We start from the raw sequence: 21,856 nt of genomic DNA, 5'->3' as shown, positions 1-21,856 counted from the left end.
TGTTAAAACGGGATTTACTCCTCGCTTAAGGTCACCACGTCATACATCACGCTGCCACCTTTTAATTGCAGCGTGATCGTGTTGTTGCCGTTTCGCAGGAAACGAGATGACACGGGAATGCGGGCGATATGGTAGCGGCCGCTTTGTAGCGCGCCACGATAAATGGTTTTGTCGTTTCCGTAAGTCAGTGTTTCCAGCGTCCTGCCGTTTACCGCTACTGCCAGCTGCGGCAGGGTAGGTTCACTCATGCCGCTGTTGCTGGCCGCCGCCAGTGCGATGTTCAGGAAATAGGTTTTCTTCTCTGGTCGCAGAGCAAAACGGATATCCCATTTTCCCGGTTTGGTCTGCGCGTAATACCAGTCGCGTTGATAGTCGCTATAGCCAATATCGAACGTCAGATTTGCTGGAACTTCATACTGCCAGCGTGTATTGCGTGCTTCGTCGCCAAAGCGGAATTCACTTGCCTGACGATTGGCTTGTCCAATGGCCCAGATAATCGGTTCGGCTTTGGGCAAAGCAATCACAGGCAGCGCTTGCTTGTCACCGGAAATGGACAGCGTCTGCTCTGCCAATATCCCCGGCTGCGTACCGCTGTTGGCATAAACCGCCAGATGGTAATTGCCCGGACGGACATGGGAAAATGTAAAATGTCCCTGTGCATCTGTCGCCGCCTGATACGCATAGCCGCGGGTTTGCACATCAAACGATTCATCCAATGACGACGAAAGCACGACGGTGACGGATTGCGGACTGGCAATGTGCCCGCTAACCTGCGTACGCTCGCGCGCATAGCGGGAATCGTCCACCCAGGTATACGGCCAACTGACGGCTTCCGTCAGCGCCTGACGTCGGGCATCTGCCAGCATCTGTTCGGTATCGCCCTGATTGATGTACAGCAGCCACGGGCCGTAGAATTTTTTCCAGCCCGGCGGTACCACCATATCCGGCGTACCGAAGTGCGAGCCCGTCATGTAGTTCAGAATGATCGCATCCTGATGTACCAGCAGATCCTGCTTGAGCGCATCGCCAGAAAAATACTCTCGGTTGCCGTGAATCAGCCACGCTCCCACGCCATTACCGAAAACGCCCCAGAAAGGCGCGGCACGCATATAGCCGGCAAAATCATATTTGGAATAAATGCGACCATCCGGCAATCGCCAGGTTTCATCCTGCACCTTCGGCAAGGCCTCAAGCTGGCTGTAGAGCAGCGGTTTGCCCTGACGATCGCCGTTGTAGAGATGATCTAACCAAGCAGGATCGAAACGATAGACGTTACGCAGTTCACTGACTTTAACCTCCTGATTTCCGCTATTTTCAGCAACAACATAGCTGTAAAGCCCGCTAACGCCGCGACGCATAATCAGGTGATATTCAAGCCGTAACAGCCCGTTTCGGTCATTGATATAGGCGATATGCGCCATATCACGATCGTTGCGCAACACCTCCACCCGCTCGGGGACAAAATCTTTGACACCCTTAACATGGGCATCGTTAACATAGTAATCGAGATAAGCACTACGCGTTTTGCTCGGATCGCGCGCCGCGCCGGACAGGTTAGTGACGATATTCTTGCCTCCCGCCACCATGCTCACCGCGCTGCCATCTTCCCCAAACGCGACTTTCAGCAAACCGTTATCCAGCACGGTATTCAAACCAGAAATAGATAGCGACACCGCATTATCCTGCGCGCTGTAGCTATAGGGTGCCAACATCGCCCCCACCAACAACAAGACAGATCGCTTCACAGTCAGCCCTCTTGTGTTCCATTGGTTAGACAGAATTTTTATCGCATCCGTTCAGGCCACTGCCGCTTCAATATCGAGATGCCCGGGGCTACCACGGTGCGAGGTATCCCTACGGGAACCTCATCACCGTGTTTCCCCTAATATCCAACATTGGGTGTAGCCTGAGATATCAAAAAATTCCCGCTATTTGAAATATATAGCAGTAGTGGGGACAACATAATCGAGGGGGGAAGCGCCCTCCTTCACGTCACTGCCAGCAGAAACAGGAAGCTGGCAGTGACAGGAAGAAAGTCAGGATCGACATCGCAGAAATCAAAACTGATCAGAATGACAGTTCACGAATCAGTACGGCGGATACCACTTTCCAGCCGCGAATGAACAGGCTTTGCGCCTCGCCGTCCATCACTACCGTGCCGCGCAGCACTTGCGGCTGGGCACGATAGTCGGCAGGTAGACTGAGCAATACACGATAAACCGCCTGTTCAGGATGCAGTTTGCGCTGTGTATCACTCAGCGTGGCAATATCGCCGCCATAAACCGAGGCGAGTTCCGGCGTAGCATTCAGATCGCGGGTGGCCGTGCTGGCAATCTCCACAATGGTGAGCGACAGGGATGAGCGGCTGACATCCTGTAAATAAAACGTGCCCTTTCCGCCCATGTGCAGCCGCTGCCAGTCTTTTTCCGACACGAACGCCTCTACCAGCCCACCGGTTGGCTTGGTGACAACGGCCAGCCATTCGCCCTGCCCCAGCCACTCGCCGGTTTCCAGCGGCGTTGTCATGTCAGCCACCACGCCGTCTATCGGTGCACGTACCGTCAGTTGTTCAGACTGGCGCTGCAAGACCTGTAACTTTTGCAACGCCGCGTCATGCTCCTGCTTCACCCGCTGGTGATCGCCAACCGCTTCCTTGTTGAATACCTGAAAGGTACTTTGCCAGTTCAGCGTCGCGATTTGTCGCTCCAACTGCTGCCGTTCATGCGCCAGCGCATCAGACGACAGCGTAAAGAGCGTTTGCCCGGTGCGCACCGGCTGGCCGACCTGCACCTCAATGCGCTGAATCATCGCGGGTACGGGCATATACAAGCTACTTTGCTGTTCCGCCCGCAAAAGCGCGGGTGCATACACGCTGCGCTGCCAGGGAATCAGCAACGCGAGCAGAATCACGGCGCTCACGGCCAGCGTTGTCGTCATATTACGGTTCATACGGTAATCCTTACGGCGTTTACTCCATTCGCGCACTTCATTCACCACCGGCATCACCACGAAATAGCCGATTTCAATGGCGAAAAGCAGCATCCCCAACAGCTTGAACGCCATGTGGTAAACCAGAATCGCGATACCGGTAAACAGGAAGAAGCGGTATATCCACACCGCAAAGGCATAGCCCACCAGCGTGCGTTGCAGCCAGCGCGGGAAGCGCTCCGGCGGGGCATCCCCTAAGCCGAACAGCCATTCTCTCATCTGCCAGCGGCCGATAGCAAAGCCACGGTTTTGCAGGTTCGGCATCTGTAGCCCATCGGACAGCAGGAAATAGCCGTCAAAGCGCATCAGCGGACTGAGGTTAATCGCCAGCGTCATAATCCAGGTGGTGGTCGCCAGCATAAATGCGGCGCTGCGCAGCATGCCGTCCGGCAAGAAGCTCCATGCCAGCGTCGCCCACGCCGCCAGCACCAGCTCGGTCATCATGCCCGTTGCGCCAATCGCCATTCGCTGCCGACGGCGCGTGAGTTTCCACGAACCGGACGTATCGGTATACAGCACCGGCATCATCACCAGAAACGCGACGCCCATCGTGGCGACTCGCGCACCAAAGCGCTTGCAGGTGTAGGCGTGGCCGAATTCATGCAGAATCTTGGTAACGCACAGCGTCAACCCCGCCAGCGCTGCGCCTTCCAGCGTGAAGAAATGCAGAAACGTATGCTTGAACGTTTCCCACTGGCGTCCGGCCAGGAATAGCCCCAGCACAGCCGCCAGCAGCGTCAGCCTGAAGAAAGTACGGCTGAAGAAGGGCGCGACCCACGGCAGCGTCGCCCCCAGAAAACGATCGGGATGCCACAAGGGGATGCGAAAAAACAGATAGTTCTTCAACAGCTTGCGCCAGATCGAAACGCGTGACTGCTCTATCTGACGAGAAAACTGCGCCAGCGCGTCATCGCCGGACACGCGCGTCAGGCTGTTAGCCTGCAAGAAGCGGTTGAAATACTGCACATCACTGTCATCCAGCGTGAGCGCAGAAGTTTGGTTAACCTCGGCCACGATCTGCGCAGCATCCCCGATCGACCAGCGCGAGAGCATCGCCATTTCTGCCCAGCCGATACGAAAATAGAGACCACGTAGCGGATCTTCCAGCGTCCAACTGGGCGAACCGTCGCGGTTAGCCGGCCCGGCGTGCAGGATCAGTTCATCCCGTAGCGGGCTGAGTGCGGCAGGCGACGGCATTACACCCCCAGCCAGACGCGCAGGGAAGCCAGCGGTTTGCGCAGCAGGTAAACGAACAGCACCGTGCGTTTACCGTACAGCTTGGCGGTCCCTTTCAGGCCCACGCGCAGCTGCGGATCATCCTGTGTAAAGCGTGCCCGCAGCCGATAGGCCATCACATTATCCGGCGTCGGCGCGGCACGATAGCCAATCTGCTCAAGCCGCGCGTCCTGTGCCGAATTCGGAGCCACATTGAGGAACAGGCGCACGTCCGCGCCGTTTTCCAGCGCAATCGCATCCGCCGCCGGCAACTGGATCTCCAGCTCAACATCGTGCGGATCGGCGATCATCATGATACGTTCCCCCACCGCCACCGAGCGCCCAATCCAGTCGCTGCTATCGTCAAAAATCGCCACACCATCACGCGGAGAAACAAGCTGCATGCGTTCCTGCTGACGTTGCAGAAAATCCATTTCGCTCTGCGCCTGTTCGCGGCGGCTTTGCAGCACGGCCAGACTGGCCTTGCTATTAGCATCGAACAACGCCTGCTGCTGTGCCTGACGATACTGGGCATCGGCGGTGGCAAACGCCTGCCGCGCAGACTCTAGCCGGTTTTCCAGTTCGCGTACGTCCAGCCGTACCAGCGGCTGATTGGCGCTGACGGCCTGATTAGGGCGTACCAAAATGTCATCCACCACGCCCGCCACCGGGGCGCGCACCATCACCGGGCGGTGTGCGACAATCTCCGCCGGTGCTAGCACCGACTGGCGTACCGGAAATAATAAGATCAGCACCAGCGCCACAATCCCTACCAGAATCAAACGACGTTTCTTCGGGCTGGTATTCGTCTGCCGCCGACGTTGTTTCTGCAAACTCGCCCACGCGTGAGCATACGCTTCCGCCAGCTTTTCCAGCAGAACGATCTCAGCAGGCAGCCATGCGCTGTCCCGCGCTAACACCAGCACCAGCGGCATATCGCCCTGCGCTAAGCGTAGCGGCAGCCAGAGTAAAAATTCCGGCAGATGTTCCTGCCACAGGACTTGATCATCAATGGGTAATTCGCGGCATTGCAGCGCCTGCGCTTGTCGCCCTTCTTCCTGCCACTGGCGGCACAGACGGCTAAATTCGGTACAAAACGGCGCGTTGTGATCGAGCGAGGCCAGCCCGGACGCCGCCTGCAAGCGCTGTTTATCACAGTCCCACAGCAGCGCCTGTCGATACTTCACTACGCTGTGCGTCTCATTGACGATAAAAAACGCCAGTTCATCCAGCGTTTCACGCGCTCTGGCACGGCTTTGCAGTTGCAACAACTCGGCCAGCAGCGCCAGCCGGGTATCTTGTTCAGTTTGTGCTGCTGTCGTGTTCCGGTCGGTCATGGCGACACACTGCCTGCATCAGGCGGCACGATTTGCGCCACGCCGCTCATGCCCGGCAATAATCCGGCTGTGGACTGAGTAATGCGACCAAAAACTTTTACCGATTGGCTAACCGGATCGATCGCCGAAGAAAGCCGGCTGATTTCCGCCGGATAGCTCAGACCCGTTTCATCCAGCGTAACCTGAAAAGCGCTGCCCTGCTTTAACCACACCAGCCAGCGCGACGGCACGATCATTTCCAGCTCGAACGCGCTGTCATCATAAATCGCCAACAGCTCTTTACCTTCCGGCACGGATTCCCAGCGTTTCACCTTGGTTTCCGTGACGCGGCCGGAGAACGGGGCTTTAATAGCACAGCGTTGCAGCATGGCGCGATTGACGCCGCTTTCCGCCTGCGCCATCGACACCGACGATCGCGCTTGATCGACATCCGACAGGCTGATCGAATTGAGCTTGTCTAACCGATCGGCAATCGCCAGCTTCTTACGCGCGGCATTCTCTGCGGCGTTTGAGTAGTTCAGCTTTTCGCGCAGCACGGTGCAGTCAAACGTGACCAGCGTATCGCCCTGCTTGAAGTGTTCGCCCTCTTTCACCGCAATGTCCGTCACTTTTCCGGCAATTTCGCTGGATAACACGGTATAGCGCTGCGCGCTAAGCTGCACGCGAATGTCTCCCGTCGTCGCAGCCTGCCCCCAGAGGGGCAGACTTAACGCACTCACCAGCAACAGCGGACGCATCATGCCGAAAGCCATTAACGCGAACCTCCCGCCTGTAGGGATTGCAGGTTATCCCACATATCGGTATTCACGACGCGGTAGGGTTTCCCCGCGTTGGCGGATGGCGTGGCTGCCACAGGCGTGATGGGCTTCGCGACCGTTGAACCTGTTGCGGAAGCGGTAACGGCAGGAGCCGTCGTGGTGGCCGGCGTAGCCGGTGTTGACAGGGACAGACGCGGCACCGCAACGCCGCCTTTCTCAAGATTACCCGTGGTGCGGGCAATCGAATTGCTCAGCGCCGCCAGACTGACATCGCTCACGTTATCCGGCAGCACATCCAGCCCGGCCGCCTGATACACCGCGCCCAGCGCGTTCTGCACGTCGGCAAAGCTGCGGTCACGCGCGCGTGTCGTCAGAATGGTTTCCGTGCTGACGCGTACCTGCTCCATTTGCGTTTCAGCACGGTGTTGTACGCTGAGCGTGGTTTGATTGAGGATACCGCGCTGAATCCGCGCCAGTTCCTGATAGCGGCCGAACATCCGCGTACTCTGCTGATATTCCTGCCAGGCGACGTTCACCTGCGTCAGCACCGCCATACGCAGCGCCTGACGGCGAACTTCCGCCAGATCTTCGTTCGCCTGTCCGGCTCGTTTCACCGATGACCATGACAACACATTCAGCAGGTTGCCGCTGACCTGAACGCCCGCGTTCGCCCACTGGTGATTGACCAGATAGCTGTTGCTGTCACCGTTGATTCCAGCAAATAGCGACACACCCGGCAGCAGACGCAGCAGCGATTTACGGGTTTCCAGTACGCTATTGCGTGCCAGATAGCTCTCTTCGCGCACTTCCGGGCGTTTAACCATCGAGAAGTTTTCCAGATCGTCGAGCGAGTAAGCCATCTTCGGCGCAACCAAACTGCTTTCGCTCGGCACAACGACATCGTACTTGCTGGACGGCGGCAGGTTCATCAGCGCCGCCAGACGGGACTTCGCCACCACCAGATCGCTGTCGACGATTTCCAACTGGCGCACCATCTCCAGCATATTTTTCTGGAAACGCAGCGCCTCAACCGGTGCCAACAGTCGCTGTTGCTCGGTCTGGCGCGCATATTCCAGCGCCTGACGCGCCTGCGTCAGCGCCGTGGTCACTTCCGGCTGCAAACGCTGCGCCGTTGCGGCTTCCCAATAGGCCGTCCGCACCTGACGGGTAATATCCGCGACGACGCGACGACGGCGTTCTTCTGCCGCCAGCGATTTGTTCGCCTGTACTTTGGCGTTGAAATAGCTGATACCAAAATCCAGCACGTTCCAGCTCATCGTCAGATCGGCGGTGCGCTGGGTCTGATCCTGACTGGTGGATGCTTCCAGCGATTGTCGTCCCGTGGTCACCGACTGGCTACTTGAGCCAGCGACGTTATCGCGGGTTTGCAGCCCGGCACGCACGGTCAGTTTCGGTAACAGCATATCCAGATTCTGTACGCCCAACAGGTCGTCTTCCATCGCCTGTTCCATCAGCGCGACTCGTTGTTGCAGGTTATATTTCAGCGCACGGGCAATCGCTTCATCCAGCGTGATCGTGCCGCGTACCGGTTCCTGATTGGCGAACATCTGCGTTCTGTCGCTCAGCGCCTGGGCAACCTGCTGCTCAACCGTAATCGGCTCAGGCTTGACGGCACAGCCCGCCAACCCCAGACAGGCAAGGGTCACGGCGATCCGTAACGCCCGGGAACCCGCGGTGCGTGGTGTAGCCTCGTGTTGAACGTGCTGCTGACTGTCGTGTTGCTGGCTATCCCAGAAATGCGCTATGTGCTGATTCACCCGGGTTCTCCCCATCTTCTATTTGTCTGTTCCCTTCGGCTTGCAGGCGGTGGCCTGCAAGCCGAAGGTGTGTGGTTAAGGAATAAAATCTCGTCTCGATCTGCGGCGTGCTTACGCACGCTGGCTGCTCAGTTCACTGAGCGCCGCCAGCAGCGCATCCTGTTCAGGCTGATGCTGACGTAGCTGTTCGGTAAAAGCGGTTTTCCCCGTTGGTGCTAAGCGTTCCGCCTCTCGGTTTTCAGCCGACGGTGCCGCAGGGTTTGCAGGCCATTGCATCGCTCCACGGTCAGTCGCCATTTCTACACCAGCGCCTTGTCCGGTTTGCAGCGTAATCGGTACGATCCGGCTGGTGCCGTCTGCGGCCTGCGCTTTTAGCGCCAGTTGGATCTGGTTAACCTGCACCGCACTGGCATCGGTAATACGCACCACGCCGCTGCGGGCATCAAACTGCACCCACGCAGGCAACGGACGCCCGTTCGCCAGTTGCAGCGTCAGCGTGGCGTTGCCTTCACGCACGCTGAACATGCGCTGCGGCAGGCTAAAGGCCAGCGCGCCGGAGGCATCCGGCTGCAACGCGCCCTGCACACTGCTGAACGCCGATTCCAACGCCGTTGTCTGACCACGTACGTGCAGGAACAAGTTGGAATCCGACGGAGAAACAGCGGCGCTGTCGCGCACGGCGGTACCAGCACGCGAAGATAAATTGACCTGCTCCAGCGTCGGCATCAGCTGTGACATCACAGGATCGAGCACCCAGGGCGCATCCGACGGACGCGTCGTATCAGCAGCGCGCTGGCGTGCAGGTTCAACGGTGATACTGGTGGGTAACGATTGTGGTTGCGCGTCCGAACGAGACAGATCGGCGACAATCGCGCCCAGCGGCTGCTCGCGCTCTCTTTGATCCGCATCCGCAGGCAGGCTTGCGCCCTGCTGCACCAGAATCACCGGCGCCGCTGTTGAGGTGTTATCAGGATTGGCCGGCTCTGTCGGCGTACCGGGGTCGACTGGAGTACCGGGGTCGACTGGCGTCGAAGCGGCGTTGACCGTCAGCGCCACAGTCAGCGTCGTCGCGTTGCCCGCGCTGTCCGTGGCGGTAATCGTCACGTTAAACGTTCCCGCCGCAGAAGGATTACCGCTGAAAGTGCGCGTCTCGCTATCAAAGCTCACACCGTTAGGCAGCTGTGCGGCGTCAATGGTTATCGTTAGCCTGTCATTCTCAGGGTCGCTGAACAAACCTGTGGGCAAGGTATAAGACCAGCCAGAGCCAACCTGTGCCGTAGGCGGGGTGAACAATTCGGCATGGCCAACAGGCGGCAGGTTTACCTCTCTCGACAGCGTAACGCCAAGCGCCTGCGCCGCAGAATCAATCTCTCCATCGTTGAGCACTAACGTCAGCGAGGTCGCATTTCCCACCAGTGAAGCGCTCGTTGCCCAGCTAATCTGACGTGCCAGCGCCGTGGCATCCGCACGAGAAATGGCGGCAGTGAAGGTCACGGTAAGCTTGCCGTCCACCTGCGTGAAGGTCGCTACCGCTTGCCCATCTTTGCTAATTACGCCATTTGCCAACGTGAAGCCATTGCCCGCGCTAAAATCAAAACGATCGCCTGCGGTTGCCGTTTCGCCACGCTGTAGCGTAATCGACGCCCCCTGATAATTCCCCGCCCCGCCGTTCAGTGCATCCAGTTCCGCATCACTGAGGACAATCGCCGGTGTCACGATGACCGCCGGGCCGTCAACGCGATAAACCGGCAGGCGAGAAGTTTCATCCAGCACCGACACGCCGTTGCCGAGCGTAATCAGCCCACCGTCAACTGGCAGCAGATGAGCGAAGCTTGAACCGTTACTGGTTAGCGTATCGAGTGGGATCAGTGTCTTATCGTTCAGAACATAGCGAGTAAGCGACCCATCCCCTTTAGTGGCATACAGCACCCGCGCATCCGCAGAGAGGGCGAGATCGCTCACCGTGCCTTCTGCCGCGACGCGGGCAAGATGCGTAAAGGTTCCCGTTGCGGTATCCAGCGCGAAGGCATCAATCTGCCCAGCGCTGGCGACAAAGACGCTGCGACCATCGGCGCTGACGGTAAGCTGCTCTAGTCCTGAGAGTTGCACGGTATTGCCTGCGGCATCGGTAAAACTGCGGACGTGTCCCAACAACGTCAGTTTACCGCTGTCGTCGCGCTGATAAACGATCACCGTGGAGGTATCGTTAATTGCTGTGGTAACAAACAACAAATCACCACGGCTGAGGATGCGGGTCGCAGCCCACAGATAAGGCTCACTCGACATATTACCGCCCAGCGCCTCAACATAGGTTAATCTACCTGTGGCGGTGTCACGGCTGAAATAGGCTAACTGGCCGCTGTATCTATTGATGAGATAAAGGTTCTTTCCATCCTCAGAAAGAGCAATCCCATTGATGTCATCGAGATTGCCATCATCAATATTATAATTACTTTCTATCGTCGCGTTATGAGTCAGCGCACCATTCACATCCCGGCTAAACCAGACAATCGCGTTGCCGTCGGCACGCAGCGCGTACACGCTGTTGCCATCGGCAGAAACCTGTAGCTGGCTTATTCCGGTCACGCCCTCAGCGGCGGCGAAGGTACGCATATAGGTTAATTCACCGCTGTTCGCATCTCGCTGGAATAACGCAATCGCCCCTTTATCATCACTGACATACACCGCTAGCCCGTCTGCCGTGCGGGCAGCCGCCGTCACCGTACCCAGCCCGCTAATCGCGGTATAGGTATTCACCAGACGCAGTTCATCGGCAGAGAGCACCGGATCGTTCGCCACGACAGGCGTATCGTTAATCGGGGTAATCGCCACCGATAACGCGCTAACCTGAGAGTCCAGATAGCGATCGGACAGCGTCACCGTCACCGCAACCTGTGCGGCTGGCGTATGGCTGTCGCTGGCGTAGGTAATCTGGCGCAGCGTATTCTGCACATCTTCCGTTGTCGGAATCGTGCCTGCATTAGCATTAAAGCGAATCGTCAGCACACCGTCTTGGTTACTGACCTGACCAATGGTGACGCCGTCTTTCTGAAGCGTATCGCCCGACAGCGTCAGGCCATTGCCTGCACTGAAGCCCAGCTTATCCAGCGCCGTTTTGCCATCGCCCAGCGTGATTTTCAGCGTCGCGCCGTCGTAGTTGCCCTTGCCGCCGTTGAGTTTGTCCATCTGTGCATCGGACACCGTTGCATCCGGTACCAGCACGATAGGATCGGCACGTTCAGTATAGGTTGGCGTGGTGCCCGAAATCGTAATGACCGGCGCAGTATTGGTTTCTGCCGCCGGCGCTAGCGTCAACGTAATCGCCTGCTCCAGCGTGGTTTCCGGTGTAGTGCCGTTATAGATGTCTTCCTTGATCATCAAGGTGACATGGCGTTCCCCGCTCGGGTTATTGCCCAGATAGTTGTAGCCGATACTGTCAATAATTTTGGCGGTTTCACTGCCGGTGTTCATCGAGTAGATGACAACGGTTGCCTTCCCGTCTCGTATCGCAACAGAATATTGCAGCCCATTGGCGGCTTGCCGTACACCGTTAGATGATTCAAGAACGATTGTGGCTCCTCGCACATTGATCACCTCATTCGGCCCTGACGCATCAAACGTCATCACGACCTGCCAGATGCGCTGCCCGCTCTCAATGGTGTCTATCTGAGTATCTTTAAACAGCTTAACGAACTCGCCGTTGCCCGGAATTTGTGGGTTAAGTACGGTCATCGTTAACGTTGACGGATCGTTCACACCGACGAGATTGACGGTGATATCCAGGTCAGCGACGTTATTGTCATTGTCACGAATGCTGAAAGTGAAAGTGGGTGACGAACCCGCCAGTTCAGGATCCTGACTGGTGTTGTTATAGGTGATTTGGCGCAGCACATTTTGCGCATCGGCTTGGGTTACTACGGTAATAAATTTAATCGTCAGCGCCCCATCTACCTGGGTAAAGGTCGCGATGGCAACGCCATCTTTTAGGATGTTGTTGCCATCGAGCGTTAAACCGTTATCTGCCTTCAAGCCAAAGGTGTCTTCAGGTCGTCCACCTTCCTGTCGCCCCACCGTGATGGTGGCACCGTTATAGTCGCCCTTCGTTTCATTCAAGGCATCAAACTGCGGGTCGGACAGACGGCCTGAAGGCAGCAGTACAACGGGATCATTGCCTTCGGTGTAAACCGCCCCAGTCGTACCTACATTCAGTATGCGGACCTGATCGCTACCGACCAGATAGAGTTGCTTACCATCTGCGCCCAGTTCCACATTTTGCAGTCCAGAGAAACCGATGCCCATCTCACCACTTTTAATGGTCTGTTTCAGCGTCAGGCTGCCATCTTCCGCACGGGAGAAGACCGAAATGTTCTTGCCGATCACGAACAGCGCCGTGCCATCAGCGGAAACGACCAGATCGGTCGCCAGCGCTTCGCCAGAGTCACTTCTGTCATCGGTAAAAACAAATGGCTCTGTCGATGCCAGCATGAGTGCCCCATTGGCTCCCACCGTTATCGTATTGAGCGTGTAATTGCCCACATCAGCATGAATTGCATACAGCGTTTTGCCATCGGGAGACAGCGCCAGCCCGTTGATGTAATACTCGCTCGTTCCGCTAATCTGACCGACTTGAGCCAGCGCCCCTTGTGCATCAATGGTGAAAGCCGTGACGCCAACGGTACTACCGGAACCCGATACGAACAGGTAACGCCCGGCTGGATCAAGCACCAGACGGCTCGCCCCAATCAGATTATCGGCCTGAGAAACCGCAGCCAGAGCACCGTCTGCCCCGCGCTTAAACACCAACACGCTGCGGCTATCATTATCACTGCCAGACTGGGCAGCAGTGAGATAGAGGTAATCGCCCTGAGAAACGATATGGGAACGGACATCCAGCGTATGACCGCCCAGCGCGGCTTGATCAAGTACAGCGGCTTGTGTCAGTTCACCGCCGCTGCCCACGCTGAAAATTGTCACCGCGTTGCCTTCACTGCCGACCACATACAGGTACTGCCCATCAGAGGACAGGGTCACCTCGGACGCCCCTGCTAATGAGGGATTGTCATCGAACCTGTCGAACTGTCGCGTCTCGTCATTAAATACTTCTCGGTAATGAGGGAGGATTTTTGACAGGGTGAACTTCCCTTCTGTATCACGGGTAAACACACTCAGCACCGCTGACCCGCTATCCGGCGCGCTCACAACATAGAGCGTTTTTCCGTCAGCAGACAATGCGGTGTCTTTTACCCCTTGCATAACATCTCTCTGGAGCGTTTCATTATAGAACGCTGACAGCGACCTATCGTTGCTCAACGCGGAGGATTCACCACCGAGCGTCGGAATTTGTGCAGGATCAGAGGCAATCTTTAGGGTAAGGGTCTGCTCTGCCTGTTGGCCCGACGCATCCGTCGCGACGACGCTAATAGAGAAGCTTCCCGCGCCATTGAGCGCTGGCGTGCCGGAAATCGTGCGTGTATCGGCATCGAAGGTTAGCCCCGCCGGAAGGCCATTGACCTGTAGCGTCAATGCGCCATTTTCAGGATCGCGGAACAGATCGTCTGGCAGCGTTGCGGTATACGATTGTCCGGCAGTAGCCGATGGCGGAACGTAGTCGCTATTATCCACCACTGGGGGCTTATTCGGCACCAGCGTCAGTAGCAGGCTGGTTTCCTTAACGCCGTCGCTAAAGGTGATAGTCAACGGGATCGAGGCATCCTTTGCCTCGCCATCATAGCGGTAAGTCACCTGATGCAGCACCTGATTGACGACTGTTTTCGTGACGCTATCGGTAAAGACTATCCTCACCGTGCCTTCGTTCACGCTGAACGTGGCGATTGTCGCGCCCTGATACTGAATATCGCTACCGGATAACGTCAGGCCATTTCCACTCTGGAAAGCGAACTGATCATCAGCCGATGCGTCACCGTTACGGCTAATGACGATCGTCGCGCCATTATAATTATCAACCCCATCCAGTTCCCGATCTGACAGCGAGACACCTGTTGCAAATGGGACATCCGTCGTCTGGCTATAAGGTGCATTGGCTGCCGCATTGAGCACGTTCAGCCCGGCAAAGAACGTACTCACTCCAGCATAGATATTCTTACCATCCGCACTGACGGCAAGATGGTTAACCGTGTTAATCGAGAGTTCTACGCTATTACGATAGGTTAACGCACCAGAATCGCTATCGCGACCAAACACCAGCACTGACTGACCACCGAGCGCAGCAACATACAATGCCGAACCATCTTCGGACATCACCAGTTCACGCAGAGACAGCGCATTCGCAGGAATATGTCCTGCATTATACAAATCCAATGTACCAACATAAGTCAACGCACCCGTCTCCGTATCACGGCTGAAAATCGAAACGGTGCCCTGTGAATTTGACGACACATAAACAAAGCGGTTATCAGGGGAGATCACGATATCCTGCAACCCGTTGAGGTAACGATCGTCCTTCGGAATGTCCGCGCTGTTCCCATCGGCCGCGATCGTGGTTTTATTGATCGTGGTGACGTAGTTCAGGCTGCCCGTCGCGGCATCGCGCGACAATACGGTAATACTGTGATTTCCCAGATTGGAGATATAAGCCGATGTGCCGTCACTGGACAGCACGATGCCGCTTGGGCTTCTCAACGGAATCGTGTCGCTGCCCACCAGCGAACCGACAAACGTCAGCGCACCGGAAGTGGTATCACGCGAGAAGAAGGTCACCGCGTTTTTATCAGTAGCGCGATCAACTGGCGTCACACCGTTAATGGTGTATAGCGAGGTGCCATCCTCGGACAGCACGATCTCGGACACCGTCGCATCCAGCCCGCTGACACCATTCACACCCTGTGTGGCAACAACCCCAACATAGCTCAACTGTCCCGTTGTGGTGTCACGGCTAAATTGCACCAGCGAGTAGACGCTTCCGCTGCCTCCCGCCACATACACGCTGGAGCCATCGTTCGACTGCACCAGCGTGGTGATGGTGTTCAGGCCGTTAACTTCAATCGCAGGGGTGGATGGATCGTCCTGTTCACCCTGCGTGAAGCTTTGTAATAACGTCAATGCGCCGGTTTCCGCATCACGCGCGTAAACGCGCAGATAAGTCTTGCCGCTGTTATTGTTGCCTTCGCTACCGGTGACCAGCAGGGTTTTGCCATCCTGAGAAACGCTAATCGCCGACACGCGCTCGTTGTAGCCACTCAGCGTCCCCGCGTTGTAAAACAGTGCGGCGTCAGGGGAATACGTCGCCTCTATCGTCGGCAGCTCGTTGAAGGCCAGATTGATACTACTGGAAACTGTCAGCGCCGCCGTGTCGCTCCCGCCATTCGCGGTACCGCCGTTATCCTGCAATTCGGTTAACGTGATGGTACGAACACCACTGGCGCTGCTGCTCTCTTTGCCCGTTGAGTAGCTCAGACCATCGACCAGCTTCATCATCGCCATGCTGCTGATGCCCTGAACGCTACTCAGCACTAATGAAGACTGACCGCTAAAAGCGTTATAGGTGTAGCTATACTGGTAACCGCTAGTCGTCGTACCCGTGCTGTCTTTGCTGAGATCGATAAGAGTGCCATCGACCGTCAGGTATTCCTGATTCGGGCTGTTAAGTCCGGCAATGTCGATCGACAGTTTGGTCAGCGCCTGTCCGGCTTCCCCGGTATTCACGGCGGTGTCTTTAAACAGTGAGACGGCTGCGCCACGTATATCGAGCGTCAGGTTACTTCCTCCCTGACTAACCAGCGTCGGTGCGCTGTTGGCAGTCAGCAGCAGTGCGACGGTAGCGACTGTACTGCTCAGCTCGCCATCGTTCGCCGCCACGGTTAATGTGACCGTTTCGGTCGCATTCTGACTGCCGACGTTACGATAGGTAATCTGTTTAAGGACGGCGTTGGCGGTTTCTTTCGTCACATCAGCAGTAAACGCGACGCTGAGCACACCCTGATTCTGTGTGAACGTTCCAATTTCCACCCCCGATTGCAAAATCTTGCTATCTTGCAACGTCAGGTTGTTGCCTGCGCTTAGGCCGAATTGATCGTCTGAAGAAGGGGTTTCACGACCGATGGTAAGCGTCGCGCCGTTATAGTTGCCTGCGCCGCCGTTTAACACATCCAGATTGCTATCCGAAAGCGCGACATGATCGGCAAACGGTAAGTCACTGCCGTAGAGATAAGTGCGTAATGCGCTAAAGCGCTGAATGGTCTCACCGGCGATCAGGAGCGATTGCCCATCGGGTGATAACACCATGCCATGCGTGTCGCCAATATTCTGAATCAGGCCACCTTCAGTTAGTGCCCCTGTCGTAGCGTTGACGCTATAAATCTGCAACGTCCCTTCGCTACTCAAGGCATAGAGCTGGTTACCGTCGGCGTTAAGATACAGTGCGTTGACGCCTTTGAGCGTTTTCGTGTCCGTGTGGGTCAGCGTTTTTCCTTCAGCGCCATCGCGCAGTTGGTAAACGCTAATTTCGCCGTTGTCAGGATCGGCGACGTAGATGAACTGCTGATCCTTCGAGATCGCCAGTTGATACTCTACCGCGCCATAGCCTGCCCCAGACGTTTCCAGCGTGGCGACAGACGTTAATGTTCCGTTATCGCCCCGTTGGAAAACCGAGAGCGTATGTTTAGTGCCCATCCCCATAGTCACAACATAGTTACCGCTGCTCGCGACAATACCATTAATCTCGATCCCGTCAGGGTTCAGGCGCTGAAGGAATGTCAGGCGTCCCGTTGTCACGTCACGCGTAAAGACCACCATACCGTCCCACTCTGTGGTGACATAAACTTGGGTGCCATCGCTGGAGACCGCAAGCCCGATAATATTACCGTGTTGCGAAGAGGTGGTTTGGGTATAGCTGCCCTCGACCTGAATAACCTGCCCGTTTTCGTCGAGGCTAAGTGCGACAATATTGCTACTACCGGTAATGGCGTATAGCGAACGGTTGTCGGCACTCAGCGCAATCTCTTTCACATCCTTAAGCGCACTGATATCGCTCAGCGTTTGGCTCAACGTCAGTTTGCCATGCTCGCCGACGGTAAAGACCCCCAACGTGCCATCGCTTCCTATGGCGTAGGCATACGCGCCATTACTCGAGTAGCGTACCGCCTGTGGTGATTCCATACCCGGCACGACGAGTAATTCAGCCAGTTCGGGCGCATCCGATGCAGACACCACCGGTGCCACGTTGATTTTGCTGTCGATGGTGACGGTAGAGTGGATATTCAGATCGGCAGTGTCGCTCTCATCGCTCAGGCTTTTCAGCGTCACTGTGACATCTCCACCGGCCACGGTTTTATCCAGCGGCTTATAGGCAATGCCGTCGATCAGCTTAGCGACATCATTGGGCTGAAATGCCTCAGATGACGCAATACTCACGGTGATGGTTGTCGTCGCACCGCTAACCGCAACGGTATAGCTGTATTTTCCCTCGCCTTCTGTCGTTTTCGCGCCATTAGTGGCTGCCAGCGTAATCTCAGTACCGTCGATGACTAATGCCTGATTCGCGCCCGTCCGGTTAACGGTAACCACCAGATCTTTTAGTTCCTGCGCGCTTTTATCCGCCGACACGCTCACGTTGCTGAAAAGATCGACCGCTTCGAAGCTATCGCTGGTATCCGTAATGGTGACTGTCGCTTTGACAGGCGTGGCATCCACGCCGGGTGCCGTGTCTGTTGCCGCGACATGCGCAGCCACATCAACCGCCGTGGAAACAGCCGCAGCATCAAACATCATGCGCGGTTCCAATACCCACGCCTGACGCGGCGCGCGCGTAAAGCCTGAACCAGATTTTGAGCGGGAAAACGTCATCGTGTTATGTCCTGTAATAAAGAGGCAACTCGCGTCATGGCTGCGGGATAGCGGTTATTCCACCAGCCGCACGTAGCCGCCCTCGGTTTCAATCTGACCAGCAATGCGGTTCAGGCGTTGGATCAACTGCTCTTCAACGCCCTCTGCGCCGAAGCCTGCACCATCGATAAAACTCATACGTCTTTCACCCTCAGTGCAGACCAACAGACCTGGTGTCGCTTCCTGATCAAACAGGTTGCGACCAAAATCTTCAGGGTCACCGGGACGAATGCCGACAAAATAGAACTTGATGTTGCGCGCGCGGAAGCTGGAACAGAGATCGCGGAAACGCTGGGCGGCAAAGGAGCGAGGCAGTTCGCCTCCTGCTGAACCACGGAATTCATTGCGATTGAAGTTATAGCTATCGGTATCGAACCAGTTACCAATGGTGTTGGCCATCATGACGATCACTTTTTGCCCGTCACCGTTGCCGTCCAGATTGAAATCCAGCGGCAAGGTCGCATCGCCCCAGCCGTCTGAACCGCGCATATTGGGTGACAGCGCCGCGCCTGCCCACCCCATCGCGATGGCATAGTTGGTGTTGAAACGGGCAGAAAACTGTTCGATACGCTGATTCAGCTTGCTTTCTTCATTGGTCAACGGCATCAGCGCCGCGTTCGGGCACCCTCTATCTGCGACGATAAAGCGGGTATCTACGACATCGGAGTTGTTGTCCCACGGGTAGAGATCGGGATTGGGACCACGCCAGGAGATCGGTGGCGCACCGGGGCTGCCGTTTTGCGGCAGATCGTGACGGTAATACACGCGGAATTGACCGACAGGCGGTTCATCCCAGAAGAAGTTTTCTTCACGACCCAACCCACGGTACATACACAACAAATTGGCACGACGATCGGGGAATCGACGATCGGCCAGACTACTCACCACGCCGCTGGCAAAGAGCGAACGCAGTTCGGGGGGAATCAACGCACTCGGCGTAGACCAGCGACGAATACGGTTGGCATCTTCCGCATCATAGACATTGACCGATTGGCTATAGGGCACCAGAGACAGCCACAGGTTGTCGCGTTTACCGTCCGCGCTGCTCAGCATGCGCTCAACGAAGCTGCGGCTAACACTTTTCAGCGAACGGATATCCCCTTCGCTCATATCCCCCGTCACTGGCATGACAAAGGCAATTTCGGTCGGGCGGTTGACGATCTCTGACGTCGAGTACACTTCCTGCTTCCTTGCACCGAGGTTCAGCAGGCTAGGCTTGGTTTCAAAGGCGACAGTAACGGTGTAGGTTTTACGCGTAGCACTATTCTGTCCTTCCATGACGGAGACGTCCCCAGCCACCAGCTTTTCACTCAGGGCTTTATTCATCCCCAGATTATTTTTGACGTATTCATACGCCAGCTTATTGGTGTCTTCCTGGCTGTACTCTTCACCATTAATGGTCGCCTGATGCCCGACAGCCAGCGCGGCGGCATCTGTCGCGCGTTTGATTTGCGTCGCATCGCCGGTCGCCGTGGAGGTATCCACGATAAAAGCCGCCGTCATCAACAACGCCATCGCACCCAGCACATAAAACCCTGTACCCGCCCCTTTTTCCTGCTGAATAAAGGCAGACAGGCGTTCACGCCAGAACAGAGTGGTTCTGCTATCGTCTTTTTTTACTCGTCTGTTCTGTAAGGTTTTTTTCATCCTTTCCTATCCTGTATTCCTGGATTCAGCGCGTACTTAACCCGCCCATAGAACGGGAAAATAAAAACGACATGGCTCACACGTTATTTGTCTTAATCGTTTCGTTATTCCGGCAACGAGATTTTCGTCGCCGTTTGCGGTCTATTGCCGCTTATCTTTAGGTTTATAAAGCCCGTATTTACTGTAAGAGCCAAAGCTACTGCTCTTCTTCTTCCAGACCGGCCTCTTTTCGGAGTACCTCATCCAGATCCACCACGTTGATAGCGACCCGATTGACTGACGAGGCATGTAACAGCCCGCCCAGCGACAGGCCGCCCAACAGGCTCACATCTTTCCCCTGACGGCACATCTCAACCACGATCATGGAGGTATTTTTGCTGCCCTCTTCGCGGTCTCTTTCCGGCAGTTCAGGAAGATATTCTTCACCTGGCAGCGTTTCACTTTCCGCGCACAGTGCTTCTGCCGTGCCCCTGCTCAACTGCCAGTACAGCTCGCCAGTCTGGCGTACATTGCTGATTAACAGTTGATAATTGCCTAATCCTTCCGTTGGTAACACCGTGTTGAGTAGCCCTTCCAAGCCTTTTTCATCGAGCTTCTGCTGCATCGCCAGTATCGACGCGATGGCACCCGCACGTTGTTCCATACGCGTGCGTTCCAGCCCGACGGTATAGATATCCGCACACAGCGACCCCATCGCCAACACAATAGGAAACGCTAACGCCGTTTCTACCGCAGTAGACGCGCCGCGAGAAAACCAGAAGCGGCGGAGCCCATTCAGTAAATGGCTGGCTTTCCATGAACGACTGGTTTTCAGTAAAAAATCAGTCATTGCGCAGTTCCGTCCCAAACACATGTTTGTACTGGTAGCGGAAGGTGTCCCCCAGCGTTAACACCTCCGGTAGCGGCGTGATAAACGCCTTTTTAATCTGCACCGTCACGGACCACACTGGCAGCGTCGTCGTTTCCTCACCATTGGGATTGTCCTGACTGCTATTGCCATTCGTCAGCCCACCAAGCTGGCTCAGATTGTCGAAGTGCAACACGCTGACGGTTAAATCGTCTTCCTTGAGGTAGCCGTATCCCGCTTCAACCATCCGTGCTTTTAGGCGCGTTCCCATCTGCTCCGCGCTGTCCGACGCCAGGTTGTCGAGGCGGAAGGCCTGCACGGCTTTATCCAGTGCGGCGCTACCGGCGGCAATCACCAGCCCGATGCGCGCCAGTTCAAACAGCATCATCACCCCGACCAGCACCACTGGCACCAGAAACGCGACTTCCGTGGCGATCACGCCGTGCGTGCTGCGCCAGTGGCGTTCATGGCGCGGCACGATACTTTGCACACTGCCTCTATCACGCCACGAGCCGAGATTACGAAGCCACGCCATTACTCAGGAGCGCTCAATTGCAGGCGTTGACGACTGGATAACAGCAGCGCTTCACCACGGGATTTATCCTGCTGCATCTGCTGTAAACGCTGGTTCAACTCGTCGATCAGACCATCAATACGCTGTGGCTGGGCAATGGTCGCCAGCGCCGCACGCGCGTCAGTGTCTCTGCTCTCGGAGAGGTAGGCCAGCGCCAGATTCAACCGACCGGTTGCGTTGCTTTCATCCACCGAGCGCAGCAGAGAAATGGCTTTGTCCGCGTTGCCGCTTGCCAGCCAGGAGAGCGCCAGATTATTGAGTGCCGCCACATCGGCAGGATTCACCTGCAACGCTTTTTCAAACAGCTGGCGCGCTTCTGCGTGTTTGCCTGAGGCATCCATTACCACGCCCATGCCATTGAGGGCGCCAGCATCGTTTGGCTGTGCTTTCAGCGCACAGGCAAAGTCGGTCTGCGCCATGGTATTACGCCCTAATGCCAACTGCGCACGGCCCATTCCCAGACACACCGCCAGTGCTTCTTCCGGCGTCATTTTGTTGGTATCGCCGCCCAACGCCTGACGTGCTCGTCCGTATAATTCCAACGTTTGCTGTGACGAGCGCACCAGTGCGGCCACGCTGGCATACTCCAGCATCTCTGCGCCTTTCAACGCATCACGGCTATCCAGACGCGCATACACTTCCGTTGCCGCCTCAACACGCCCCTGATCGCGCAGCAGGCGTGCCAGACGCAGCCCTTCATCCTTACTGCCTTTAATCGCCATCGAGCTGCCGCATCCCACCAGCACGGTACTGACGATGAGCAATGCCAGCATGGGGGCGCCGCGCTTAAGTTTTGCTACCAGATCGATCATTTTCGCTAACTCCATCGGTTGTCACCCTAGTGAATTCCGGTTCAGACCGGGAATCACGTT

The 21,856-nt window shown here is 56.3% G+C and carries 10 protein-coding genes; all 10 read right to left on the bottom strand.

Annotated elements, in window-relative coordinates; genetic code table 11:
- Positions 1–14: 14 nt before the first annotated feature.
- Positions 15–1,745, bottom strand: a complete 1,731-nt coding sequence (locus LCF41_RS03920; protein WP_225086971.1) for a polysaccharide lyase family protein — start codon at positions 1,743–1,745, stop codon at positions 15–17.
- A 322-nt stretch (positions 1,746–2,067) separates the two neighbouring features.
- Entirely contained in the window at positions 2,068–4,185 is a 2,118-nt protein-coding gene (locus LCF41_RS03915) for an HlyD family efflux transporter periplasmic adaptor subunit (protein WP_225086970.1), read from the bottom strand.
- On the bottom strand, positions 4,185–5,540 hold the full coding sequence (locus tag LCF41_RS03910) for an efflux RND transporter periplasmic adaptor subunit (RefSeq protein ID WP_225086969.1): 1,356 nt from the start codon (positions 5,538–5,540) through the stop codon (positions 4,185–4,187). Before LCF41_RS03910 ends, LCF41_RS03915 begins: the two co-directional genes overlap by 1 nt.
- Positions 5,537–6,292, bottom strand: coding sequence for an efflux RND transporter periplasmic adaptor subunit (locus LCF41_RS03905; protein ID WP_225086968.1), 756 nt, complete (start codon positions 6,290–6,292; stop codon positions 5,537–5,539). Before LCF41_RS03905 ends, LCF41_RS03910 begins: the two co-directional genes overlap by 4 nt.
- Positions 6,292–8,076: a TolC family protein gene (locus tag LCF41_RS03900; RefSeq protein WP_225086967.1), complete on the bottom strand. Its 1,785-nt coding sequence runs from the start codon at positions 8,074–8,076 to the stop codon at positions 6,292–6,294. The genes LCF41_RS03905 and LCF41_RS03900 overlap by 1 nt, the downstream gene beginning before the upstream one ends.
- 111 nt (positions 8,077–8,187) lie before the next feature.
- On the bottom strand, positions 8,188–17,877 hold the full coding sequence (locus tag LCF41_RS03895) for a beta-propeller fold lactonase family protein (RefSeq protein ID WP_225086966.1): 9,690 nt from the start codon (positions 17,875–17,877) through the stop codon (positions 8,188–8,190).
- 54 nt (positions 17,878–17,931) lie between these two features.
- The gene (locus tag LCF41_RS03890; protein ID WP_225086965.1) at positions 17,932–19,563 is read right to left on the bottom strand and encodes a Tad domain-containing protein; all 1,632 of its coding nucleotides are present in this window, start codon (positions 19,561–19,563) and stop codon (positions 17,932–17,934) included.
- Positions 19,564–19,759: 196 nt separating this feature from the next.
- Entirely contained in the window at positions 19,760–20,392 is a 633-nt protein-coding gene (locus LCF41_RS03885) for a TadE/TadG family type IV pilus assembly protein (protein ID WP_225086964.1), read from the bottom strand.
- Entirely contained in the window at positions 20,385–20,945 is a 561-nt protein-coding gene (locus tag LCF41_RS03880) for a hypothetical protein (protein ID WP_225086963.1), read from the bottom strand. Before LCF41_RS03880 ends, LCF41_RS03885 begins: the two co-directional genes overlap by 8 nt.
- Positions 20,945–21,796 (bottom strand): tetratricopeptide repeat protein, encoded by an 852-nt coding sequence (locus LCF41_RS03875; protein WP_225088093.1) that lies wholly within the window; start codon positions 21,794–21,796, stop codon positions 20,945–20,947. The genes LCF41_RS03880 and LCF41_RS03875 overlap by 1 nt, the downstream gene beginning before the upstream one ends.
- Positions 21,797–21,856 lie beyond the last annotated feature (60 nt).

Origin of the sequence: Pectobacterium colocasium (assembly GCF_020181655.1) — a bacterium.
Lineage (GTDB): Bacteria > Pseudomonadota > Gammaproteobacteria > Enterobacterales > Enterobacteriaceae > Pectobacterium > Pectobacterium colocasium.
Note: the sequence above shows the minus strand (reverse complement) of the source record. Positions and strands in the feature narration are given on the sequence as shown.

Excerpts from the sequence above, each read along its gene's own strand:
- LCF41_RS03880 (WP_225086963.1), bottom strand. The coding sequence starts at position 20,945 with ATGGCGTGGCTTCGTAATCTCGGCTCGTGGCGTGATAGAGGCAGTGTG.
- LCF41_RS03915 (WP_225086970.1), bottom strand. The coding sequence starts at position 4,185 with ATGCCGTCGCCTGCCGCACTCAGCCCGCTACGGGATGAACTGATCCTG.
- LCF41_RS03905 (WP_225086968.1), bottom strand. The coding sequence starts at position 6,292 with ATGGCTTTCGGCATGATGCGTCCGCTGTTGCTGGTGAGTGCGTTAAGT.
- LCF41_RS03890 (WP_225086965.1), bottom strand. The coding sequence starts at position 19,563 with ATGAAAAAAACCTTACAGAACAGACGAGTAAAAAAAGACGATAGCAGA.
- LCF41_RS03885 (WP_225086964.1), bottom strand. The coding sequence starts at position 20,392 with ATGACTGATTTTTTACTGAAAACCAGTCGTTCATGGAAAGCCAGCCAT.
- LCF41_RS03895 (WP_225086966.1), bottom strand. The coding sequence starts at position 17,877 with ATGACGTTTTCCCGCTCAAAATCTGGTTCAGGCTTTACGCGCGCGCCG.
- LCF41_RS03875 (WP_225088093.1), bottom strand. The coding sequence starts at position 21,796 with ATGATCGATCTGGTAGCAAAACTTAAGCGCGGCGCCCCCATGCTGGCA.
- LCF41_RS03910 (WP_225086969.1), bottom strand. The coding sequence starts at position 5,540 with ATGACCGACCGGAACACGACAGCAGCACAAACTGAACAAGATACCCGG.